Raw genomic sequence first — 21013 nt, 5'->3', positions numbered from 1 at the left:
CTGACGTTGGCGGGCCCAGTGGAGATCATGCTGGTCATCCTGTTCTACATGCGGGACCGCCACCTCCCGCCACAGGGGTGTCGGTCTCCCCCACACGGGGGAGGTGGCGACCGTGCCTTCTGGACGGCGGGACCGATCCGTCAGGCATCCACCGGGGAAAGGCTGAGTAGCTGCTCACGCAACAGACGGCTCGTCCACCACCAACTCTTGTTGCGACGCACGGCCTGATGGCGCGACCTCGCACCACCGCAATGAAGTTCATGCCGGTGTGGGGCCGGGGGATCGGCGGGCCGTTCCAAGGGATGTCCCCCGCCAGGATGGTCCAGCGCCGCGAGGGAGGTCCGAGGGGACGACTCGGCGGCCCGACGGCCGCCAGACGGATCGATGGGGCCGTTGACCGGAAACGAGAACGCGTTACAGTTTCTGTCATGACCGCAGTCACTTGGGACGCGCCCGACAGTGACCACCCTGCGCGCCGGGCGGTACGCGCGGCGATGGCCGCGGCCGCCGGCGGGCGCAAGCAGGAGTGGCTCGCGCTGTTCGGCCCGGACGCCGTCATCGAGGACCCCGTCGGCCCCTCGATGCTCGATCCCGAAGGCAAGGGGCACCGGGGGCCGGACGGGATCGAGCGGTTCTGGGACGAGAACATCGCCCGGGTGCGCAAGTTCCGCTTCCAGGTGAGCGACTCGTTCGCCAACGGACTCGCCTGCGCCAACGTCGTCACCATCACCGCGACGCTGGACGGCGGGACCACCATGACGATCGACTGCCTGACCGTCTACACGGTCGATGACGACGGCCTGATCACTTCGTTCCGCGCCCACTGGGAACCGGATCGAGTGATGGCCACTTTGACCTCGCCATAGGGCTCGGGGAAATCGGCATCGGGCCGTGCGCGCGGTCGTGCTCACCGCGATCTTCGCCCCACGCCCCGCAGGGGACAAGTGCCCTACAGCCCGACGTCCCGCAGCCGGGGTCGCTTGATCGGGTGCGCGCACCAGCCTCGGCACTGGACGGCCGCCTGGTCCAGTAGGGGCCCGGACGGTCCGTCCGGGCCCTTGTCTCACGGCGGCCGAGACGCTAGTCGTCCAGGCGCCGACAGTCGTTGCCCAACACGTCGACGGATCCCGGGTTGCCGGTCCGGCTCTCCGCGGTTCGACAGGTCCAGGCCGCGACTGCGAGCGGGCGGCGCGGGGCTGGCGGGTGACGGAGCCCGCGACGTGCTCGGCGGCGCCGCACTCCAGCATTCCTTAACGTTGAAATGTTTGACGTAGAGGTATAGCGCGGCTAGCATCTTCAGCGTTAAAAACTTTAACACTGAAAGGTTTGTCCGTGCGACGTCAGATCATGTCCGCCGTGCTCGTGTTCGGGCTGGCCGCCGCCGTGAGCGCGCCGGCCCAGGCGGCCGTGGGCCAGCACGCCGTCCACCATCGTGATCCGGCGGTGTACCCGACCACGATCCGGCTGCCGAACGGGTTTCAGCCCGAGGGCATCACGACCGGACCCGGCCCCTTCGCCTACGTCGGTTCCATGGCCGACGGCTCCGTCTACCGCGCCGACCTTCGCACCGGACGCGGCGCGATCCTCAGCCGAGGACCGGGCACGCCGGCCCTCGGACTCAAGACCGACCGGCGGGGACGGCTGTTCGTGGCCGGCGGCACCGGCGGCGACGCCCGCGTCATCGACGTCCGTTCCGGGCGCGTGCTGGCCTCCTACCGGCTGGCCACCGGCCCGGCGTTCATCAACGACGTCATCCTCACGCAAGGCGCCGCATGGTTCACCGACTCCACCAATCCGGTGCTCTACAAGCTGCCACTGCGCGGCGGTCGGTTGCCCTCCGCCGCGATCCGCATACCGCTCACCGGCGACCTCGTATACCAGGGCGATCCTGGTAGCCCCGACAGTTCCGGCTTCAACGCCAACGGCATCACGCCGACACCGGACGGCCGTGGTCTGATCGTCGTGCAGTCGAACACCGGCACGCTGTTCCGCGTCGACCCGGCGACCGGTGAGACCCACCGGGTGAACCTGCACGGCGAGTCGCTCCCGGAAGGCGACGGCCTGCTGCTGCGCGGCCGGACGTTGTACGCGGTACAGAACCGGCTGAACACCGTGGCCGTCCTGCGGCTGAACACGGCGGGAACCGACGGCCGCGTCGTACGACGGGTGAAGGACCCTCGGTTCGACCTACCAACGACCGTGGCCGCATTCGGCTCCCGGCTGTACCTCTCCAACATCCAGTTCTTCGCCACGGGGCCGACTCCTGGCATCTCCTACAACGCCGTCGCCATCCCCCGCCCCTAGCTGTCGGTCGTGCCTCCGGAGGGATTTCGCACTCTGGAGGCTGCGGCCGCCTCGAATCTGGATAGTTCCGGCCCGTGCATGCACGATGCGTGCACGGGTCCGCCGACCGGGGGCCTCTGCTGCGCACGGAGTGATCACCGTCCACTGCCTCCGCGCCCGGGGCCGGTCGGGTCCGGCAGGGCGGCGACACCCCGGCGGCCGTTCGGCACCCACCGAGTGCAACGCTGTAGGAGCACCTGGCCTAGCTCATTGGCGCGGACGCCTGAACAGCCTTCGCCGAGCCCTCAGTTGCAGAGGTGCCTCGAACCCGGTCACGGTGCCTCGAAACTGGTCACGGCCAGCGCCTTGTCCAGCCGAGCGGCGGCCACGTCGTCATGGCGGATCACAAAACTCGTGCAGTAGACCTCGTACTCCGGGAGTTCCCTGGCGAGCGATATCCATTCGCTCGTCAGCCGGTGCTTTTCCTCCTCCAGGTGAGAACTCCATTTCGCGATCGGGATGGCGGGGATCTCGCCTGCCTTCTCACGCCCCGCGAGGGTCTGCTCCGCGATGCTGTTGATCACCTCGTCATCGGCATACCCGCCGATGACGATGCCGGCGCCGGACGGCCAGAGGTCATAGGCCAGAGCCCGAAGTTCGTCCAGGTGGGGCAGGTCACGCTCCATGTACCGGAACAACCGCTGCTGGAAGGGCGACATGTCCTCCCAATCGAGATCCTCCCAGTACTCGTGCCACTCCTCGTCCTCGTCGCCCTCCTGGAGCCAAAGGGGCAGTTCGGCGATGAGGCTGGAACTGACGTCGAGCTGCTCGCGGACACACACGGAACCAGGGGCTTCCGCGACCGCGGTTTCAGTGCCGTCCGGTACATACACGACTCGCGCGTACCTCCCGGAAGCGTCGCCGTGGTCCATCTCCTGGTTCACGAAGAAGAGCATCGTCCCGTCGGCCGGCAGGTCGCAGCCGTCGACTCTCGGCAGCGCCCCACAATCGACAGAAAAGAGCAACGGCAACGAACTGTCCCCGGCGGATGGCCACTTCATGCCCACCGGCAAGTGGGGCAACCCACCGAATTGCCCGACCGGAGAACCATCGCCACCCGCGTACAATCCGATCGACAGACGGAGGTGCTGGCTGAATCTGCTGATCTCGTCGTCCGGGATGCCCAACTCAAGCGCTGCCCGACGAAACTCCCCCCGGTGATCCATGCCCAAGAAGATAAACCCTTTCCAATCCGGCTGCACCATCGGGGTGTTGGTGGGCATCGCCTATATAGGGTGGACTGCAACTGTCAAGCATGTGCTGGGGCGGAAGTGACAACCACCGGGGCACGACACAAGAGGGCAGCCCCGTGTCTAGCCTGGGAGGTGGCCGAACGCTCAGCGGACGGGTCGGTTGAGGCCCGGCCATTTCAGGCTCGCGTGACCCGGCGATCAGGTCGAGGTGCTCGGAATGGGTGAGGACGAGTGCGGCGCGGGTGATGTCGCCGGTTTGCTGGGGCTTGCGGTCGCCGATGCTGAGATTCTGGCCGCCGGTGGGATTCTTGCCTTCCTAGCCGCCGTCCGCCAGGGCGGGAAGTCCCTGAGCCGCTGCGGCGTGACCCCGGTCGGGGTGCTACTCTGGTGCTTGTTGGTGTTCGATCGACGTGAGAGGGAGGTGAGGTTTGATGACCGCGGTGAAGACCGTTGCCATGCGCAACGCCCGGACCAACCTCACGTCCCGGGCCCCGGTCTGACCCACTTCTTCCCCCAGCCCTGAGCCGCTCGGCTCGCCGGGCGGGGTGATTCCGCGTCTCGTCGGGGTCCCTTCACCGCAAGGGTCTCACGTTGCCACATCCGTTCACCGATCCATCCGGCCTGTCCAGGTACGGGTGGACCGGGGCTCTCGACCAAGCCTTCATCGAACATTACGAAGCGGGCCTCGTACCGGCTCGCATCTCCCGCGTCGACCGCGGCAGGTGCACGGCGATCACCGCGTCGGGCCCGGTGCGGGCCACGTTCACCGCGCCGCACCCGCCCGACCCGCTGCTGACGCCCTGCACCGGTGACTGGGCCGCGCTGCGTCCTGGCGCCGAGCCGCACCTGGCGGCGCTACTGCCGCGGCACAGCACGATCGTGCGCTCGTCGGCGTCCAAGTCGTCCCATGGGCAGGTGCTCGCCGCCAACGTCGACACGGTCGTCATCGCGCTGTCCCTGGCCGTGCCTCTGGACGCGGCCAAACTGGAGCGGCTGCTCGCCCTGGCCTGGGAGAGCGGGGCGCAACCGGTGATCGTCTTGACCAAGGCGGACCTGGCCGCCGACCCCGAGGCCGTCCACACCGAGGCCGCCGCGCTGGCACCCGGCGTGGACATCCTGGTCACCAGCGTCGCCACAGGTCACAACATCGACGTGCTGGCCGCGCTGCTGAGCGGCACCACCGTGCTGCTCGGCCCTTCGGGTGCGGGCAAGTCCACCATCGCCAACGCACTGCTCGGCGAGGAGCTGCTGTCCACCGGCGCGGTACGCGCGCAGGACGGCAAGGGCCGCCACACCACCGTCCGCCGCGAGTTGGTCCCGCTGCCCGGCGGCGGGGTCCTCATCGACACGCCCGGCCTGCGCGGGATCAGCCTGCACTACGCCGCCGACGGCCTGGAGCAGGTCTTCGCCGAGATCGAGGACCTCGCCGCGGAATGCCGCTTCGGCGATTGCGCCCACGACACCGAGCCGGGATGTGCGGTCCAGGCCGCCATCGAGGCGGGTGAACTGCCCGAACGTCGCCTGCACAGCTATCAGAAGCTGCAACGGGAGAACGCCTGGGCGGCCTCACGTACCGATGCCCGGCTGCGTAACGAGCGCGCCAACCAGAAGAAGGCCATCACCAGCCACCTGCGCACCACCTACCGGTTCCGGGACCAGCAGTCGTGACCGGCAGCGTCCCACCGGCCTCGTCGGCCGCTCGTCCTCCATCAGGAGCCCGCACCACCATGTCCGAAATACCGCACGACCCCATCAGCGACCCAACAGTGGCGGCGTTGTTCGCCCTGCACGACGGCCTGACACGCCAAGGCCCCGGCTCCGACGCGACCACCCGTCACCTGCTGTCCCTGGCCGGGCAACTGCCGCCCCACCCGCGTGTGCTCGACATCGGCTGCGGGCCGGGTCGCTCCTCGCTGGTGCTGGCCCAGGCCGGCGCCGAGGTCACGGCGGTCGACCTGCATCAGCCGTACCTCGACGAACTGGCACGGACCGCCACCGACCGCGGCCTCGTCGTCCACACCGTACGGGCGACGATGGCGGACCTGCCGTTCCCGGACGGAAGCTTCGACCTGATCTGGGCCGAAGGTTCCGCGTACTTCATCGGCTTCGACACCGCGCTGCGCTCCTGGCGGCGGCTGCTCGCCCCGGGCGGCCGGCTGGTCGTCACCGAATGCGAATGGAGTACCGACTCGCCAGCACCCGAAGCCCGCGCGTTCTGGGACCAGGCTTATCCGCTGCGCACGCGAGAGCGCAACATCGCCGCGGCGCGCGCCGCGGGGTACGCCGTCACCGCGCAACACCCGCTCCCCGACCGCGACTGGTTCGAGGAGTACTACACGCCGCTGTCAGAGCGCGCCCGAGCGGCCGACCTGGCCGTCCCCGGGATGCGCGAGGCGGTCGCGGCCACCCTGCAAGAAATCACCCTGCGCCGCGAGCACGGCGCGGACTACCGGTACACCGGCTACGTCCTGTACCCGCACAATGACAAGGAAACTAACCCGGCCATGAGCACTTCCTGGACCACCCGTCCCGAGCGTTCGGACGACGTCGCCGCCATCCGCGCCATCAACCTGGCCGCCTTCCCCAACCCGCACGAGGCCGACCTCATCGAGGCGCTGCGGGACGACCCGCAGGCGTGGCTGCCCGGCCTGTCCTGGCTGGCCGAGGCGCCGGACGGCGAACTCACCGGGTACTCGCTGCTCACCCGCTGCCACGTCGGCGACTCGCCCGCGCTCGCCTTGGGCCCGTGCGCGGTCAAGCCCGAAAGCCAGCGGGGCGGCGCGGGTTCCGCCGCCATCCGCGCCGGCCTGCGTGCCGCCCGCGAGCAGGGCGAGAACCTGGTGGTCGTGCTCGGCCACGCCGAGTACTACCCGCGCTTCGGCTTCACCCCGGCCTCCGGATTCGGCATCCGTCCGCCCTTCGAGGTCGAGGACAAGTACATGATGGCGCTCGCCCTCGACCCCGATCGACCGGTCCCGAGCGGCATCATCCGCTATGCGGCGGCGTTCGGCGTCTGATCTTCCGCAGGTGAACGTGGCGAGCGGCCCTTAGCGCGCTTGGGCCGCCGCCGCGTTGCCGATCGACCCGTCAGGGGCGTCGCCGAAACCATCGGTGACGCCCCTGCACGGCAGCCCGTTCAGGTATCCGCGTGAAGCGGGCTAGTACCGCTGCGCGTACCGGGTGGGTTGCTCGCCGAAAATGCCCTTGAAGTCGCGGATGAGGTGGCCTTGGTCGACATAGCCGAGGTCTGCCGCCAGCGCGGCCCAGTCGATCGCCCCGCCGGCGGCCATGCGTGCGGTCACCTCGTGCAGGCGGTAGCGGCGGATCACCCACTTGGGCACGATGCCGACGTACTCCGCGAACAGCCGTTGCAGCCCTCGCACGCTCAGCCCCAGCTCACCGGCGAGGCGTTCGACCCTGGTCACGGCCTTGTCCTTGGCGATCAGCTCGACGGCGGCCGCCGCCTGGCGCGCCCGGGGGTCGTCGTCCGGCACGTGCTTCAGCAGGAACGCCTCCACGGTCGGCACGTCGAGCGCCCCGGGCAGGTCTGGGCCGAACACCTCGGCGGCCGGGACGACGCGGTCGGTGATCGTCGAGACGGCGGCACCGAGGAACGGGCGGAAGCAGCCCGGCCGGAACGCGACGCCGAAGACATGATCGCGGCCCTTGAGGACCTTCGTCTGGTAGCCGCTGCACACGCCGTTGACGTCCGCGCGGCCGCCGCCGAACGACAGGTGCACGTTCGGGTACGGCACGATCTTCTGCCGGTAGGGCTCGGCGTAGTCCCAGCGAGCCTCCCAGTACCGCTCCACCCATGGCGCGAGCGCCGGCGACGGGCTGTGGAACGTGTGGCGCTGGTAGCGGACCCACGCACCCCGCAGCTCACGAACGTCCCGTTCCACACGGCAAGTGTATGTCGCCTTTGTCCAATACCCCGCTGGCCTGGGCCGCTTAGCCTCGCTGCCATGTCACATCTGTCCAACGCCGCCGAGGCCATGGCGGCGATCGCCCGCACCATCACCGACGACCAACTCGCCAACAAGACTCCGTGCACGGAGTACGACGTGCGGGCACTGCTCAACCACCTCCTGTTCTGGGGCCCGTCGCTCGCCGGCGGCGGCCGCAAGGAGTCCGTACCGCAGCCGGCGGCCGCCGAGTCCGAGGTGGACCTGGCGGCCGGCGACTGGCGCGCCGGCCTGCTCGCCCTGCTGGACGACATCACGTCGTCGTGGGCGCCGCCGAGCGCCTGGGAGGGCGAGACGACCATGGGCACGCCGCACCCGCTGCCCGCGCCCGTCCTGGGCGACATGATCGTCGGCGAGTTGGCCCTGCACGCCTGGGACCTGGCGGTCGCGACCGGACAGCGGCTGGAACTGCCCGCCGACCTGCTGACGCATCTGCACAGCACGGTGCTCACCGGCGTGGAGCAGGGACGGGAGATGGGCATGTACGGACCGGAAGTCGCAGTGCCGGCCGACGCACCCGCCTTGGACCGCATCCTCGGCCTGACCGGCCGCGATCCCGCCTGGGCGTAGTCACCGACCGGTGATGCCGGCACATCCGGCACGGCTGCAATCCTGAACCCGCGAAAGCACATCGTCCCTCGGCAGGCTGGTCGGACAAAGGCGTCGCCGTCCGGGACGATGAACTACGGCCGCCCGCGATGGACGACAAGAATTCGGCCGGCAGCGGTTAAGGCCACCGTCGGCCGGGCCTCCAGCCTCACGCTGGAGGCCCGGCCGGTCGAGTCTCGTCTGTTCTCACTGCTGCTCGTCCCGCCGTGGGCGGGTGTGTGGGACAGACACCGGCCGGTGCATCGCCCTGCGAGCAGGCCGGTTCTGGAGCGCGGCTCGATCGCGCTCAGGCGAACATCTCGCCGAGCGACTCGGGGTCGAGGGGGATGGCCGCGGGACGGTGGGCGGTCGGCTGCACGCCCATCAGCTCGCGCACCAGGAAATCCCAGTCGCGGACGCGGGTCACCGGCGGGGTGTCGACGGTGGAGGCGGAGTCGATGAAGTACTCCTTGTTCTCCGACACCGTGACGACGTGGTCCAGGTCGTCGTCGGTGAGCTTGGCGAACCCCGGAGCCGTCCAGGCCGACCCGGCACACCGTGCACCGGTACGGGTCCTCGTCGACCAGCCCGGAGGGGGAGGCCAGCCGGTGGAGGGTGAGGGTGCGCCGGTCGCGGGGCCGGCCGAGGTAGTACAGCGCCGCGCCGTCCGGGGCCCACCACGCCCACTGGGGGTGTGCGGCACCGGCGCGCCGCCGTCGGACGGCCGGGCCTCCAGCAGGTGGGTCTGCCGGACGCCGCGTTCATCGGTCCGGTGTGCCAGCACCTTCGTCGAGTCGGGCGACCATGCCACCGCGGGTGGCAGGTGGGGCAGGCCGATCTTGTGCAGGAGGGTGGCGTTGCTCGTGCAGCCCGGGCCGGTGCCGTACCGGTGGTCGGGCTGGCCGTCGGTGGTCAGCGCCCACTCGCGGCCGTCGGACGACGAGTGCGCCCACAGGTCGTGACCCCGCTGGGACACCGCGAGCTTCCCGTCGGGTGACGGCACCGCCAGCGGGTTCGCCGGCGGTGTGCGATGGCAGGGAACGGCAACGCCTCGGCGTCGCCCTGCCGCCCAGGGGCCGCGGCCAGCGCGGCGGCGAGCCGGACGTGGTCGAATGCGGGCTCGCGGGCGCCCGCCGCCGGGTCGACCAGGACGAACCGCTTGCCGGCTCCGGTGTTCACGCCTTACCAGAAGCGGGCTCCGCCGTCGATCCATCGCGGCCGGTCATGGCGCCGTCTCGGCAGGCTGGGCGGAAATAACAGTTACAGCGAGGCTTCGCGCTCTACTTCACCCTGGACGGCCCCGACGGCCCCGACCGCGCCGACCGCCGCGAACAGTGCAGGATGATCCGCCGCTACATCGCCGGGTGCAACCACCACACCAGCGACCCCGGCCTACGCCGTGTCATCAACCAGGCGAGCGTTGCCTGATGCGGCACTGGGCGGAGACCGGGGTTCAGCCTGGAGGGCGGGCCGTCGGTGCAGGCCTGTTCGCGCGGCCGGGGCGTCCCGTGAGTCAGGCCTTGGCGCGCTGCTGCTTGAGGCGGAGTTCCTCCTTGCGGACTTCGGCTTGGACGGCCTGCTCGCGTTCCAGCCAGTCGGGCCTTTCGGCCTTCAGGTTCTCGATCTCGGCCGTGGTGAGGGGGCCCGTGATGCCGGCGCGGGCCAGACCCGAGTTGGAGACGCGGAGCTTGGCGGCGACGACCTGGCGGGGGTGGGGGCCCTCACGGCGCAGGTCCGCCAGCCACGACGGCGGGTCGGCTTGGAGCGCGTTCAATTCGTCCCGGGAGACAGGCCCTTCCTGGAAGTCGGCGGGTGCTGCCGACAGCAGGATCCCCAGCTTCTTGGCCGCGGTCGCGGGCTTCATGGTCTGCGGGGTCTTTGCTTTGGACGTGCCCATGACATCAGGGTAGCCAGCGGGAGGGAACTGTCCGGACGTGACTAGGGTGGCGGAGTGACCGATGGTGAATTCCGGCTGGCCTACGTGCCGGGCGTGACGCCCGGGAAGTGGGCCGGGGTGTGGGCCGAGCGGGTCCGGGAGGTGCCGCTTCGCCTGCTGCAGATGCCGGCGGCCGAGGTCGTCCCCCTGCTGCGGGACGGTGGCGTGGAGGCGGCGTTCGTACGCCTGCCCGTCGACCGCGACGGCCTCCATGTGATCCCGCTGTACCTGGAGACGACCGTGGTCGTGGTGCCGAAGGATCACGAGGTGGCCGCAGCGGAGGAGGTGGAGCTCGCCGATCTCGCCGACGAGGACGTGTTCGAGCCGCTCGACGAGGTCTTGACCTGGGACGACCGTCCCGGGCAACCGGGCTTCACCCGCCCTGAGAGCACCGCCCGCGCGGTCGAGTTGGTGGCGTCGGGAACCGGCGTCCTGCTCGTCCCGCAGTCTCTGGCCCGCCTCCACCACCGCAAGGACCTCACCTACCGGACCGTGACCGACGCTCCTCAGTCCCAGATCGGCCTGGCCTGGCTCGATGCCGAGACGACCGACCTGATGGAGGAACTGATCGGCATCGTCCGCGGCCGCACCCCCAACAGCTCCCGTGGCCGCAATCCCCGGCAGCAACAACCCACCCGCAAAAAGCCGCCGCAACAGCGCCCCGCCCCAAAGCAGCGCCGCCAGAAGCGCCGCCGGAGGTAACGGGGGTCGCGCTCACCGACAACGCCCCGCCATCCTCTTCGATTGCCAAGGCGAGCACGTCATTTGCTCGGCTGGGGGACCTTGCAGTTGGCGGTGGGGTTGAGACCGATGTAGTTGAGCGGACCGGAGGCCAAGGTGATTCCGATCGTGGCGATTTTGGCGCAGCTGCCGTCGAATTGGGCGTAGTAGTTGCGCTGTCCCGCGGCGAGCGCTCCTATGATCAGCCAGGCGACGAGCATCCACCGTCCGGACCTCATCGCTACCTCCGGTGACCGCTTCGCCGACCCTGGGGCACGACAGTAACGACAAGATCGTCCATAGTTAAGCAAGTCGGGCCGGGCGTGTCATGTCGCCAATGTCTCGCGCGGGCCGCCGACGGCGCTCGGAACCCGCGCGGCCGGCTACCCGGTTCCATCTGCACGACGGCTCCATCGACGCGATCGACTCCTGCGACCCCGGCGAACCGCTACGTCCGAACCGGCGCTCCCCGCGGCAACGCCGTCCAGCGCCCAGCCCTTCCGCTTGCGTACTGCCGTTTGAAGGCGTTCGTGCTCGACGCCACCGGTAGCGACGGCCGCCCTGCCCGCGGCATCGTCCACGGCCCCGACACCTACGGCACGACCGCGGTGGTCGCAGTCGAAAGCGCCCGCCGTCTCATCGCCGACCGCGCCAAGCCGGGAGTGCTCGCGCCCGTCCAGGCCGCCTACCACCCGACCGCCTTCCTCGACTCTCTCGTCCCATGGGATTTGGTGGGTCATCGACGCGGCGCGGCAGTTGTAGCGTGCTCGCCATGTGGCCGGAACATCTCATGGTCGGGGCCGTCCGCTTCGCACGGCCCACGGCGCATTACGACGCGATTATCGCCTTCTACCGGGACTGGCTGGGGCTGCCGGTCCTGGCGCAGTGGCGAGACCACGCCGGATACGACGGCGTGGTCTTCGGCTTGCCGGGAAGTCCTGTGCAGATGGAGATCACCCAGCACGGGACACCGCCGGTCGCACCCGCACCGCATCCGGAGAACCAGCTGGTCCTGTATCTACGCGGGCCTGAAGCCCTGGCGGCTGCCCTCGCCCGTCTGGACGACGGCGGCCACCGTCCCGTGACAGCCGCCAATCCGTACTGGAATGAGCGCGGCGCCGTCCTGTTCGAGGATCCCGACGGTTGGCTTGTGGTGCTGGCCCCGTGGGTGTTCGGCGAGCCCGCGGAGACCAAAGACTGATGTGACGTTGCGACGTTGCGCTTGCCGAAAACTATTTGGCTGTAGGTCTTGAGGCGTTCGGGACCAGCGGCTTGGCGCGTGCCGCGGCGACCGCTTCCCGGCGAGCCCGAGCGCAGCGCCGGTTTGGCTCGGACGTCGTACTCGATGCGGTCCATCGGGTCGGCCCCGGAGGGCTGATACGTGCGGATGTGCGGATCACCGCGAAGGACGGCGACGCGCAGCCGGCGGGCGCGAATCTGAGGGCGCCGACGGCCGGGCCTTGAGGCGCCGCATCCCCGGGCGTCCAGGCGGAGCGTGCGGCTTCGGTGGTGCTGTGAGGTGGGGCCGTCTTGACACCCGCTCTCCTGACTGCACTGTCTCTGCTGGCACCGGGACACGCGTTGTGCTCAGGAGTCAGAGACACCAGGTCCGCTCGACATCCAAGGGGCACCAGCTTGCCATCGGAAGAATCCCGCATGATCCCGTCGGCGGTCATGGGGAGGCGGTCCGCGGTCCTCGTGATCGCCGGTAGCACGGCTCTTCTCTCGGTCGCCGCGGCCCTGGCATGGCGGCTGTCTCCGGAGGAAGGGCCCGGCCGCCTCCATGACCTACCGGTCCCGGTGGAGAGCTCCGGCTTCCACCTGCTCCTCGCGATCGGCGTCGTGCTCGGCGCGGCCCGGCTCGGTGGGCTGATCGCCCAGCGGTTCCGGCTGCCCGCGGTGCTGGGCGAGATCACTGTCTGCGTGCTCCTCGGTCCCTCCCTCTTCGGGGCGCTGTCCCCGGACGGCATGGGGTGGCTGTTCCCGGACGAGATCGTCTCGGCCGTCCACGGCCCGGCGCAGCTCGGCCTGGTGATGTTCATGGTGGCCGCCGGAGCCGAACTCGACCTGGACGTGCTGCGTACGGGACGCCGGTCGCTGCTCACCGTCGTGTACGCCGGACTGGCGGTCCCGGTGGCGGCCGGGCTGGCGCTGGCCGTGCCGACGGCGGCCCACTACGCCGGGCCGGTGAGTTTTCCCGTTTACGCGGTGTTCCTGGGGCTCGTCCTGGGCGTCACCGCGCTACCGGTTCTGGCCCGTGTTCTCGGTGACCTCGGATTGACCGGAACCCCGATCGCCTCGTTCGCGCTGGGCGCCGCCGCCGGGACCGACCTGGCGGTGTGGTCGCTGGCGGCGATCTGCCTGGGCATGGCCGGAACAGGGGCGGCCTCGGGCACCACGGTGATCCTGCTGACGGTCCTGTTCGTGGCCGTGATGGTGGCGATACGCCCGGCGATGGGTCGCATCGCCGCCGCGATGGAGTCACCGGGGTCCCGCGGCTCACGCGTCGGCGGGCAGGACGCGGCGTTGCCGCTCGTCATGGTGGGCGGCTTACTGGCGGCGACGGCCACCGACGCCATCGGCGTGCACGCGGCGTTCGGCGCGTTCGCCTTCGGCGTCGTGCTTCCCCGCCATTCCCTCGCCTGCATGGGGGCCGCCGACCGGCTCGGGCGCTTCGCCGCGGCGGTGCTGCTGCCGCTGTTCTTCCTTGAGGTCGGCCTCCGCACCGATCTGGCGGACGCGCTGGGCGACAGCGGCGATCGCTGGTGGTGTCTGGCGTTCATCGTCACCGCGGTGGCCGCGAAACTGGGTGGTGTGACCGTCGCCGTCCGGGCGGGACGCTGGCCCTGGGTTCCCTCGCTGACGCTGGGCCGGCTGCTCAACTGCCGCGGCGTCACCGAGTTGATCCTGCTGCGGATCGGCGTGGACACCGGGATCCTTTCGGCCGACCTGTTCGCCATCCTGGTGGTCATGACTCTGGTGACCACGGTGATCACCGCCCCGCGCGCCGGAGTGACGGCCGGGCCCGGCGACCTTCCCGCGGCGGAAAGAGTGGCGATGCCGCAGTGACCGCGGTGTCCCCCTGGCTCGGACGGTTGACACTGCCTGGAGCGTGCGGACGGTGAAGATCGCCGAAGACGACTTCGGTTCGCTGGGCCGGCGAGGGGTGCCATGACCTACTTGTCCCATATCTCGATCAACCCGCTGCGGGCGGAGAGCCGCGATCTCCTGGGCTGCCCGCGCGCCATGCGCGGTGCGGTCCTCGGTGGAATCTCCGATCCGTCCCAGATGAAGCGGGTCCTGTGGCGCCTGGACGCCGACGATCCCCAGCGGCCCCGGCTGTTCGTGCTCAGCCCGTCCCGTCCCGACTGGACCCGCCTGGTCGAGGCCGCCGGCTGGCCGGGCGCGGCCGGAGGCCAGGCGGCGACCCGTGAATACCGGCCGTTGCTCACCCAACTGGCCATCAGCAGGGAGTTCGCGTTCCGGGTCACCGCGAACCCGGTGCGCGACGACCCGGGCGAGAGTCAGGCGCCCGACGACGACCGTGCTCACCGGACCCCCGCCCAGCAACTCGGGTGGTTCCTCGAACACGCTCCCACATGGGGCTTCACCATTCCCCGTACCCGCACCGGCTCCGCGACCTCCGGTCTGGACGGCCGCTCCCCACGCTCCGCGCCGGACGTTCGGATCACCGCGCGGAGCCGGCACTCCTTCACCGAGGGCGGAGGCGGCGTCCCGGTCACGCTCCACACCGCGACTTTCGAGGGCAGGCTGCTCGTCACGGACGTGGTTCTGCTCACTCAGGCCATTCTGAAGGGCGTCGGTCCCAGCAAGGCTTACGGCTGCGGACTGCTCACCCTCACTCCCCCGAATTCTGAAGATTCTTATAGCGGTGGTGCCCTCAATTAGGCGGGCCATCCCGCCGGACGACAATGTTCGGTCGCTCATTTCCGAGTCCGTACGGCTGCTTATCTCGCAAATGTGGAACCGGGCGCCCCTCTCGGGCGGTCCCGGGTCTGGCCGTCCTGCTGCGACCGTCCAGGGCCCGGCGGGGTCGGCAACCGCCCAGGTACGCGGATCGAGCGAACGGCGGCGCCGCGACCTGGGCGGCATCGGCTCCGGGTTCGTCCCGCGACGGCGCGGAGGGCAAAAAATGACTGCCCGGTCGCTTGCGGTCGGCCCGGTCGGCTGAACCGTAGTAGACAGACACGACATCCGCCCCGGGAGAACTGGCCACACCATGTCGCAGGTAAAGAGATGAATTCCTTCGCTTCAAGCGAAGATCCACGTCATTTGGCAAGGCAACTTCAGCAGCGCAGCAAGCAATGGATCTGCTGGTACGGGAACCGGACCGGCCACTACTGGGCGGTGACCCGCCACGGCCGAGCAGTCCTGGTCGAGGGAAGAACTCCGAAGGAATTGCTCAGCGAAATAATCCGCCTCGAGACCTCCGGCGAGCTGGGCATCCCCTATTACGGTGCTTGACCCGTCCGAAGACGTCCTCGGCCGGGCAACGCCGTTGCCCGCGGAGAGCGGAGCGGGCCGCGCAGGCGGGTGTCGGCGGGGCGGCGCCGGCGCGGTCGGCGGGAGGGTGCGCGGCTTCGCCGCGTTGGGCGGCGACATGGAATCGACGGCGGAGCGGCTGATTCATGACCGGCTGCTCCAGAGCAGGGGGTAGATGTGACCGTGACGGTGCGAACCCGAGAGGAATCGGTGAGCGAGCTTGATCGGGCGCTGGGGGCGCTGCGGGAGCGGGTGGAAGCGGTGTCCTCGGCGGTGAGTGACGACACGGACGAGTTGACGCTGGCCGGAGCCGGTCAGGCGGTGGAGATGGTCACGGATGTACTGGATCTGGTCTGGAACATCGTCGGCACGGTAATGGAGCGGACCGAGCAGATCCGGGAACTCGAAGTGACCGGGCAGCCGCCGGGTTCGGGTGTGGAGCTGGTGGAAACGGCCCTGGTCCACTTGGACTACGGGCACAAGGGGCTGGAGGTGGCCCGCCACCTGCTCGGGACCGCCAGGGAAGACCTGCTTCGCGCTGAACGGGGATGAGGCGCCCCATTCCGCGCCCACCTGCTTATCACCACCGTTAGCCGGAAGCCGAATCGGCATGCCCTGGAAAGGGTTTGCGCGTCACCTCCTGGTGACCAGGACCGTCCATCGTTCTGTATCGTGAGTGGCTTTACTGTCCGGGGGGATGGGGAGCGTGCCGGCTGAGTCAGCCATCACGCGCGGCGGTTAAGGCAGCCTCGCAAGGGTTGCCCTGACGGGGGAACGAGCGAGGATGCCAGGAGCGCAGAACCGGTTGTGCACAGCGATCATCACGGTCGGCGACGCCGAGGCGGGTCTGATCCATCGCAGCGTGCTGGATCGGGTGGCCGAGATTGCCGGCAGGCTCGGCTGCCGCAGCGCCGCCTCGGTCGACAACCTGCCCGCCTCGTTCACCGGTGCCGTCCTCGTCCGGATGCGCCGCGACCTGGACGAGGTCATGGCGTTCGCGGAGGCGGCCCGGCGCACCGGCTGGGTCCTCGGCGACCTGGCCGCCGCCCCGGGGGACGAGCCCGTCCCCGTTCTGGACACACCGGACGGCAGGGTGTGGGCGAGTTCCGCTCGCGGATTCGAACTGCACGGCCCGGACGGGGTGCGGCACGTCACCGAGTTGGCCGGGCTACCCGGGACCGCGCGGCGCACCGCGCTGCTGTTTCTGATCACGCCGCTGGCCGAGGCTGCGAGACAGGCGCAGCTCCTCCAGATTCACGAGTTCATGGGTTGAGCCACTCACCGTCACGGCCGGCTCAGATGCCGACGCCCAGTTCGATCTCCACAGGCGGAGCGACCCGGCGGGGACGGGCCCGCACGGGCTCGAAACGATCGGCGATCGTCGGCTCCGGCACCTCGGCGACGGGCTGGGAGGGGACGAGGAGGCTGCTGCCCGGCAGCACGAGCTCCATCGCCTCGGCGTGGTCGTGCCCGGCCCTGCGTTCGCACGCGTAGGCGAAGGCGTCGCCCGTCGCCGCATGCGCCTCCAGCACCTCCTGGTGTGAGGACTGCCGCCTGGCCGTGACGTAGTCCCGCAGCCAGATCCCGCGGCGGACGGCGGTGACGATGTCGTCGTCCCGGAGGCCCATCGCGTGCGCGTCCGCGTATCCGGCGGCACGTTCGCCCCAGAACAGCAGCCAGGCGATACGGCGCGTCCCGGCACCTGCCTTCCCTGCGGCCACCAGCTCGTCCAGCACGGCCATCCATCCCTCCCGGCGATCCGAAGCCCGCGGCGTTGAGAGCTTCCGCCGGGTACCGTCCGGCGACGCGCCGAACCCGCAAGGTCGCAATGCACGCGACGACCGCGGGTGCCAGGAAACGCCGGAAAGACCTTGCACATCCGGGTGGCGACCGCACTGTCTTATCCAGCGTGGCAGGAGGTGAACCATGCCCGGACAGTCGCCGGCACATCCCGCCCGGGGGCTCGCACGGCATCCGGGCTACTCGGCGTCCCGACCGCACGGTCCCCGGTCCACCGGCGGACGCGGCGGTCGGCTCAGGCTCGACGGCACCTCGACACCGCAGAGAGGGCTGGCGTGCGCAAAAACCGCATGATCTGGTTGATCATTTTTCTTCCGGGCGGCAGCATAAGCCTTCTTCTCGTCATGGCACTACTCGCGGCGGTCATCTTCATGATGATGACTCCCAGCGTTTCGAACGTCCTGCAGGCGTGTGCTCCCAACACCGGCAACGGGGGTTCGGGCGTGGTACAGGCGAACGCCTCGCGCGATTCCATTCCCCAGAACTACCTCGCGCTATACCAGAAAACGGGCCGGGAGCAGAACATCCCGTGGAACGTCCTCGCCGGCATTGGCAAGATCGAGTCTGACCATGGCAGGTCCACCCTGCCCGGCGTCCACAGCAGCGAGAACTACGCGGGCGCGGGCGGCCCCATGCAGTTCCTCCAGTCATCGTGGCTGGTGGACGGAGCCGATGGAGACGGGGACGGGGTGGAGGACCGTTACAATCCCGCGGACGCCATCCTCGGTGCGAGCAATCACCTCAGGCGCACCGTCGGCAAGAAGAGTCCGTCCATACCACTCAGCTCGAACGACATCACAAGAGCCGTCCATCTCTACAACCCCGGCAACTACACCCCGGCGACCAACCCATATGTGAAATCCGTGATGGCGGCGGCGAACCGCTACGCCAAGGAGTACCACGTGGCGCCGGTCAACCTTGCGCAGCAGATCTCCTGTTCGGGTGGCGCATTCCTCGGATCCGGGTCCTTCGGCCAACTCACCGCCAACGCCGCCGCCTATTGGGCCAGAAAAGACCCGGGCACACCGCAGCCGCCCAGCCAGAATTCGGTGGCGACCCCGTACTCGTGGGGAGGCGGGACCATCAAGGGGCCGAGCCGCGGCACGGCTCAGGGAGCGAACACCGTGGGATTCGACTGCTCGTCCCTGGCACAGTTCGCCGTCTACAAGGCGTCCAAGGGAAGGATCACGATCCCCCGGACGACGTACGCCATATGGGCGAGCAAATTGGGCACCAAGGTCTCCCGCGCTCAATTGGCTCCTGGAGACCTGGTCTTCTTCAACAACCAGCAGCATATGGGAATCTACTATGGCGAAGTAAACGGCGTGCGCTGGATGGTCCACGCCCCGCGCACCGGCGACTACGTCAAGTTCAGCAAGTTCGACGGCAGGTCGGACTATGACGGTGCCGTCCGGATCACCGCGCCGGGCCCGCCGAAGGTGATCCGCGCCATGGCTCCGACCGGGGTCCGTTCCGCCGCAGGTGCGATGTGACCGGCGGACTGGCGACCGGGCTCCGTTCCGCCTGTTGGGTCGTCTGCATCACCGTCCTTGCGGTCGGCTGCAGCGGCGCCGGCGAACGGAGTGGGTCCGACGCGCCGCCGAGCACTCCGGGTGCGGCGAGAAGCATTCCGGTGACCGGTGCGGAGTCAGTGCCGCCGACCAGCAGTCCGCCCGGCGATCTCCCGACTCCCGACCGGGCCGACGGACGGAACGCGACCGCATTGGCGAAGGCGGCCCTCACCGTGATGTACAGGGTCGACAGCACCTCCGACACGGGGCTGCGAGACGCCAAACTCCGTGCGGCGCGCTATCTCACCGCCGACTACAAGGCGGAGGTGGCGACGGAACCCGTGCAGTACATCCCCGAGGAATGGCGCCGGCACCGGGCCTATATCGCGGTACATCTCAAACCGATCCAGCCGGAAGAGGGCGCCCCGTCCGATGGGGCGACCACCGCTTATCGGCAGTGGCAGTTGCGCACGACTCCCACGGGCCGGGACGGCTGGCGGGGCGACCCCCACAATTTTGTTGTCTACATGGAGCTCACCAGGTCGTCCCGGCACGCTCCCTGGCGGGTCTCCAATGTTTCCGCGGTCAACGACAACTGAATCGCGAATATGAGGGACCGCGTACGGGTTGGTAATGACATGAGGAGCCTTCGTGAGCAGTAACGATGACGATGAAGTTTACGGCTGCTTGATCGGTCTCGGATTCGCGGCCTTTCTGATGGGCGGCGCGACCTGCTTCCTGATCTGGCTCGCGGGCCAACTGTCCGGCCTTCTCACCGGGCACGGCTGGCCTGACTCGAGTCCCAGTGACGCCCTGCAGATCGCCTACAACTTCGTGCGAAGTCCCGGCGATCCGCAGAGTGCGTGGCCGCCCGCGGCGGCCGCCGCGATCGGGTCCTCCGTGATGTTCTTCTTCCTGCTCATCGTGCTGCTCGCCCTGGCAACGGTGTTCGTCGTCTTCGCGGTACGGGTCCTGCTGAACGTGCGGCGCCACCGCCCCGTCCGACGGATGCGCCTGGGGTACGCGTCCGGCTGGGAGGTGCGGAAGCTCCTGAGTGCCCAGACCGCCCTGCGCAAGGCGCCCCAGGTCCGGCCGTCCACCGCGGCCATGTCCCCGCGCGACGTGAAGCCCGAGGACGTGGGCTTCTACCTCGGACGCGACGTCAGGTCCCGGCGGAAGCTGTACGCGTCGATCGAGGACACCGCGGTCATCGTCTCGGCACCGAGGCAGGGAAAGGACGTACATTTCGTCACGCCCTTCACCATCGACGCGCCCGGCCCCTGCATCGTCACCTCCACCCGGCGCGAGACGTTCATCAACACCGTGATGGCCCGTGCGCAGGTCGGTGAGGTGTACGTGTTCGACCCGTACAACTGGACCGGATGGCCGAACCGGATGCGCTGGTCACCGTTGCAGGGATGCGAGGACCCGAACGTGTGCGCGGTCCGGTCGGCGACGCTCGTCCAGTCCAGCCAGTTCAGCATCTCCGAGGAGGGGACCCACCTGACGGGGGTGCTGACCATCATCCGCTGCCTGCTGCACGCCGGCGCGATCGGCAAGGTCAACTTCCGCCGGGTGATGGACTGGGTCCACGACGCCGATCCCGACGAGGCCATCGAGATCCTGCGCACCAGTGAGAAGGCCGCTCCGGGGTACGCGGCGCAGTTGGAGTTCCAGCGGAGTTCCCACCGGTCCTGGTCCACCGTCATCCAGGTCATGCACTGCTTCTCACACCCGAACGTGCTGGAGGACTGCTCGCCGCCCCCCGGTGAGGAGTTCGACTTCATCAAGTTCCTGAAGGGGCGCAACACCCTGTACTTCGTCGGGAAGCAGCAGCCCGACTGGGGCGGCATCGCGCCGGTCGTCACCACGATCATCGAGCAGTACTTCCGGAGCGCCCGCGGTACGGCCATGAAGAACCCGACCGGACGCCTCGACCCGCCGCTGACCTTCGAGCTGAACCAGGCCACCGACATCTGCCCGCTGGGCGGTCTCCCCATGTACATGGGCGAGTCGGGTGGTTACTCCATCGCCGTCCACGTCTACCTGACCTCACTGGCGGACGCGCGCGCCCGATGGGGCGGGGACGGTGCCGCCCGCCTGTGGGAGAACTCGTCGATCAAGATCGTCTCGGGCGGCGCCGGAAGCACCAAGGACCTCGACGAGCTCTCCGGTCTCGTGGGCAAGGACCACGGCCAGCAGGTGCTGCGTCCCGAGGAGCTCAGGACCATGCCCTTCGGCCGCGCGGTGGTCGTCGCGGGCACGGCCCGTCCCGTGGAGATGTGGCTCACCCCGTGGTGGAAGCGCAAGGACGGGGACGTCATCGCCCAGGGCAAGAAGGCCGCTGAACAGATGATCGAGCGGAGCGTCGCGCAGCAGGCGGCCGGGGCGGGCCCCGCCCCGGACCCGATCACCGCGGAAGAGCGGGACTCCCGGCCGCGGAGCTGAGATGTC

General features: G+C 69.3%; 22 protein-coding genes and 1 pseudogene. 17 read left to right on the top strand and 6 right to left on the bottom strand.

The features are described 5' to 3' along the window. The first annotated feature begins 428 nt into the window (after positions 1 to 428). Both HUT06_RS05460 and HUT06_RS05455 read left to right on the top strand, forming a co-directional pair. Complete coding sequence (locus HUT06_RS05460) at positions 429 to 866, top strand: nuclear transport factor 2 family protein (protein ID WP_176194701.1); 438 nt, start codon at positions 429 to 431, stop codon at positions 864 to 866. 466 nt (positions 867 to 1332) lie between these two features. Then, on the top strand, positions 1333 to 2304 hold the full coding sequence (locus tag HUT06_RS05455) for a superoxide dismutase (protein WP_217711217.1): 972 nt from the start codon (positions 1333 to 1335) through the stop codon (positions 2302 to 2304). A 311-nt stretch (positions 2305 to 2615) separates the two neighbouring features. Here HUT06_RS05455 and HUT06_RS05450 read toward each other — a convergent pair whose 3' ends face one another. Continuing rightward, the gene (locus HUT06_RS05450; RefSeq protein WP_254714995.1) at positions 2616 to 3566 is read right to left on the bottom strand and encodes a DUF1963 domain-containing protein; all 951 of its coding nucleotides are present in this window, start codon (positions 3564 to 3566) and stop codon (positions 2616 to 2618) included. A 187-nt stretch (positions 3567 to 3753) separates the two neighbouring features. Here HUT06_RS05450 and HUT06_RS05445 point away from each other — a divergent pair, with 187 nt between their 5' ends. From HUT06_RS05445 to HUT06_RS44345, 4 genes and pseudogenes are all read left to right on the top strand, one after another. After that, positions 3754 to 4059 carry a hypothetical protein gene (locus HUT06_RS05445; protein ID WP_176194700.1) on the top strand — a complete coding sequence of 102 codons (306 nt, stop codon included), beginning with the start codon at positions 3754 to 3756 and terminating at the stop codon, positions 4057 to 4059. Between the two features lie 227 nt (positions 4060 to 4286). Beyond that, positions 4287 to 5204: a ribosome small subunit-dependent GTPase A gene (gene rsgA, locus HUT06_RS05440; RefSeq protein WP_254714994.1), complete on the top strand. Its 918-nt coding sequence runs from the start codon at positions 4287 to 4289 to the stop codon at positions 5202 to 5204. Positions 5205 to 5263: 59 nt separating this feature from the next. Continuing rightward, positions 5264 to 5731: pseudogene (locus HUT06_RS44350) on the top strand (class I SAM-dependent methyltransferase); the annotation flags it as partial. Between the two features lie 309 nt (positions 5732 to 6040). Continuing rightward, positions 6041 to 6553 (top strand): GNAT family N-acetyltransferase, encoded by a 513-nt coding sequence (locus tag HUT06_RS44345; RefSeq protein WP_254715728.1) that lies wholly within the window; start codon positions 6041 to 6043, stop codon positions 6551 to 6553. 141 nt (positions 6554 to 6694) lie between these two features. Here the strand turns inward: HUT06_RS44345 and HUT06_RS05430 are convergent, their stop codons facing one another. Then, a complete protein-coding gene (locus tag HUT06_RS05430; RefSeq protein WP_217711216.1) occupies positions 6695 to 7438 on the bottom strand; it encodes a helix-turn-helix domain-containing protein in 744 nt (247 codons plus the stop codon). Positions 7439 to 7501: 63 nt separating this feature from the next. Here HUT06_RS05430 and HUT06_RS05425 point away from each other — a divergent pair, with 63 nt between their 5' ends. Continuing rightward, positions 7502 to 8071 carry a TIGR03086 family metal-binding protein gene (locus HUT06_RS05425; RefSeq protein WP_176194697.1) on the top strand — a complete coding sequence of 190 codons (570 nt, stop codon included), beginning with the start codon at positions 7502 to 7504 and terminating at the stop codon, positions 8069 to 8071. A gap of 325 nt (positions 8072 to 8396) precedes the next feature. Here HUT06_RS05425 and HUT06_RS05420 read toward each other — a convergent pair whose 3' ends face one another. Both HUT06_RS05420 and HUT06_RS05415 read right to left on the bottom strand, forming a co-directional pair. Next, complete coding sequence (locus tag HUT06_RS05420) at positions 8397 to 9302, bottom strand: DPP IV N-terminal domain-containing protein (RefSeq protein WP_302931779.1); 906 nt, start codon at positions 9300 to 9302, stop codon at positions 8397 to 8399. Positions 9303 to 9602: 300 nt separating this feature from the next. After that, complete coding sequence (locus tag HUT06_RS05415) at positions 9603 to 9986, bottom strand: DUF5997 family protein (RefSeq protein ID WP_176194696.1); 384 nt, start codon at positions 9984 to 9986, stop codon at positions 9603 to 9605. 54 nt (positions 9987 to 10040) lie between these two features. Here HUT06_RS05415 and HUT06_RS05410 point away from each other — a divergent pair, with 54 nt between their 5' ends. Then, positions 10041 to 10727, top strand: a complete 687-nt coding sequence (locus HUT06_RS05410) for a LysR family substrate-binding domain-containing protein (protein WP_254714993.1) — start codon at positions 10041 to 10043, stop codon at positions 10725 to 10727. Between the two features lie 59 nt (positions 10728 to 10786). Here the strand turns inward: HUT06_RS05410 and HUT06_RS05405 are convergent, their stop codons facing one another. After that, positions 10787 to 10966: a hypothetical protein gene (locus tag HUT06_RS05405; RefSeq protein ID WP_229816654.1), complete on the bottom strand. Its 180-nt coding sequence runs from the start codon at positions 10964 to 10966 to the stop codon at positions 10787 to 10789. Positions 10967 to 11517: 551 nt separating this feature from the next. On the opposite strand from HUT06_RS05405, the gene HUT06_RS05400 reads away from it, so the two are divergent. The 6 genes from HUT06_RS05400 (at position 11518) to HUT06_RS05375 (ending at position 16521) form a co-directional block, all read left to right on the top strand. Next, positions 11518 to 11946, top strand: coding sequence for a VOC family protein (locus tag HUT06_RS05400; protein ID WP_217711214.1), 429 nt, complete (start codon positions 11518 to 11520; stop codon positions 11944 to 11946). A 599-nt stretch (positions 11947 to 12545) separates the two neighbouring features. Beyond that, the gene (locus tag HUT06_RS05395; RefSeq protein ID WP_176194693.1) at positions 12546 to 13814 is read left to right on the top strand and encodes a cation:proton antiporter; all 1269 of its coding nucleotides are present in this window, start codon (positions 12546 to 12548) and stop codon (positions 13812 to 13814) included. Positions 13815 to 13916: 102 nt separating this feature from the next. Further along, entirely contained in the window at positions 13917 to 14654 is a 738-nt protein-coding gene (cas6e, locus tag HUT06_RS05390; RefSeq protein ID WP_176194692.1) for a type I-E CRISPR-associated protein Cas6/Cse3/CasE, read from the top strand. A 348-nt stretch (positions 14655 to 15002) separates the two neighbouring features. Further along, positions 15003 to 15230 (top strand): hypothetical protein, encoded by a 228-nt coding sequence (locus tag HUT06_RS05385; RefSeq protein WP_176194691.1) that lies wholly within the window; start codon positions 15003 to 15005, stop codon positions 15228 to 15230. A gap of 228 nt (positions 15231 to 15458) precedes the next feature. Next, positions 15459 to 15800: a hypothetical protein gene (locus HUT06_RS05380; RefSeq protein ID WP_176194690.1), complete on the top strand. Its 342-nt coding sequence runs from the start codon at positions 15459 to 15461 to the stop codon at positions 15798 to 15800. 232 nt (positions 15801 to 16032) lie between these two features. Then, complete coding sequence (locus HUT06_RS05375) at positions 16033 to 16521, top strand: hypothetical protein (RefSeq protein WP_176194689.1); 489 nt, start codon at positions 16033 to 16035, stop codon at positions 16519 to 16521. Between the two features lie 22 nt (positions 16522 to 16543). Here the strand turns inward: HUT06_RS05375 and HUT06_RS05370 are convergent, their stop codons facing one another. Beyond that, positions 16544 to 16990 (bottom strand): hypothetical protein, encoded by a 447-nt coding sequence (locus tag HUT06_RS05370; protein WP_176194688.1) that lies wholly within the window; start codon positions 16988 to 16990, stop codon positions 16544 to 16546. 333 nt (positions 16991 to 17323) lie between these two features. On the opposite strand from HUT06_RS05370, the gene HUT06_RS05365 reads away from it, so the two are divergent. The 3 genes from HUT06_RS05365 to HUT06_RS05355 all read left to right on the top strand — a co-directional run bounded on the left by HUT06_RS05365 (position 17324) and on the right by HUT06_RS05355 (position 21007). Then, a complete protein-coding gene (locus HUT06_RS05365; protein WP_176194687.1) occupies positions 17324 to 18541 on the top strand; it encodes a lytic transglycosylase domain-containing protein in 1218 nt (405 codons plus the stop codon). A 140-nt stretch (positions 18542 to 18681) separates the two neighbouring features. Then, positions 18682 to 19158, top strand: a complete 477-nt coding sequence (locus HUT06_RS05360; protein WP_176194686.1) for a hypothetical protein — start codon at positions 18682 to 18684, stop codon at positions 19156 to 19158. 88 nt (positions 19159 to 19246) lie between these two features. Beyond that, the gene (locus tag HUT06_RS05355) at positions 19247 to 21007 is read left to right on the top strand and encodes a type IV secretory system conjugative DNA transfer family protein (protein WP_176194685.1); all 1761 of its coding nucleotides are present in this window, start codon (positions 19247 to 19249) and stop codon (positions 21005 to 21007) included. The last annotated feature ends 6 nt before the right edge of the window (positions 21008 to 21013 follow it).

Origin of the sequence: Actinomadura sp. NAK00032, from assembly GCF_013364275.1 — a bacterium.
Taxonomy (GTDB): Bacteria; Actinomycetota; Actinomycetes; order Streptosporangiales; family Streptosporangiaceae; genus Spirillospora.
The sequence above is the reverse complement of the archived record's forward strand: the minus strand, read 5'-3'. Positions and strand labels throughout refer to the sequence as shown.

What these genes read in the sequence shown, in the direction of transcription:
- HUT06_RS05415 (WP_176194696.1), bottom strand. Translation starts at nt 9,986, where the DNA reads ATGGGCACGTCCAAAGCAAAGACCCCGCAGACCATGAAGCCCGCGACC.
- HUT06_RS05400 (WP_217711214.1), top strand. Translation starts at nt 11,518, where the DNA reads ATGTGGCCGGAACATCTCATGGTCGGGGCCGTCCGCTTCGCACGGCCC.
- HUT06_RS05370 (WP_176194688.1), bottom strand. Translation starts at nt 16,990, where the DNA reads ATGGCCGTGCTGGACGAGCTGGTGGCCGCAGGGAAGGCAGGTGCCGGG.
- HUT06_RS05460 (WP_176194701.1), top strand. Translation starts at nt 429, where the DNA reads ATGACCGCAGTCACTTGGGACGCGCCCGACAGTGACCACCCTGCGCGC.
- cas6e (WP_176194692.1), top strand. Translation starts at nt 13,917, where the DNA reads ATGACCTACTTGTCCCATATCTCGATCAACCCGCTGCGGGCGGAGAGC.
- HUT06_RS05405 (WP_229816654.1), bottom strand. Translation starts at nt 10,966, where the DNA reads ATGCTCGTCGCCTGGCTGATCATAGGAGCGCTCGCCGCGGGACAGCGC.
- HUT06_RS05450 (WP_254714995.1), bottom strand. Translation starts at nt 3,566, where the DNA reads ATGCCCACCAACACCCCGATGGTGCAGCCGGATTGGAAAGGGTTTATC.
- HUT06_RS44345 (WP_254715728.1), top strand. Translation starts at nt 6,041, where the DNA reads ATGAGCACTTCCTGGACCACCCGTCCCGAGCGTTCGGACGACGTCGCC.
- HUT06_RS05445 (WP_176194700.1), top strand. Translation starts at nt 3,754, where the DNA reads ATGGGTGAGGACGAGTGCGGCGCGGGTGATGTCGCCGGTTTGCTGGGG.
- HUT06_RS05420 (WP_302931779.1), bottom strand. Translation starts at nt 9,302, where the DNA reads ATGGATCGACGGCGGAGCCCGCTTCTGGTAAGGCGTGAACACCGGAGC.
- HUT06_RS05425 (WP_176194697.1), top strand. Translation starts at nt 7,502, where the DNA reads ATGTCACATCTGTCCAACGCCGCCGAGGCCATGGCGGCGATCGCCCGC.
- HUT06_RS05385 (WP_176194691.1), top strand. Translation starts at nt 15,003, where the DNA reads ATGAATTCCTTCGCTTCAAGCGAAGATCCACGTCATTTGGCAAGGCAA.
- HUT06_RS05375 (WP_176194689.1), top strand. Translation starts at nt 16,033, where the DNA reads ATGCCAGGAGCGCAGAACCGGTTGTGCACAGCGATCATCACGGTCGGC.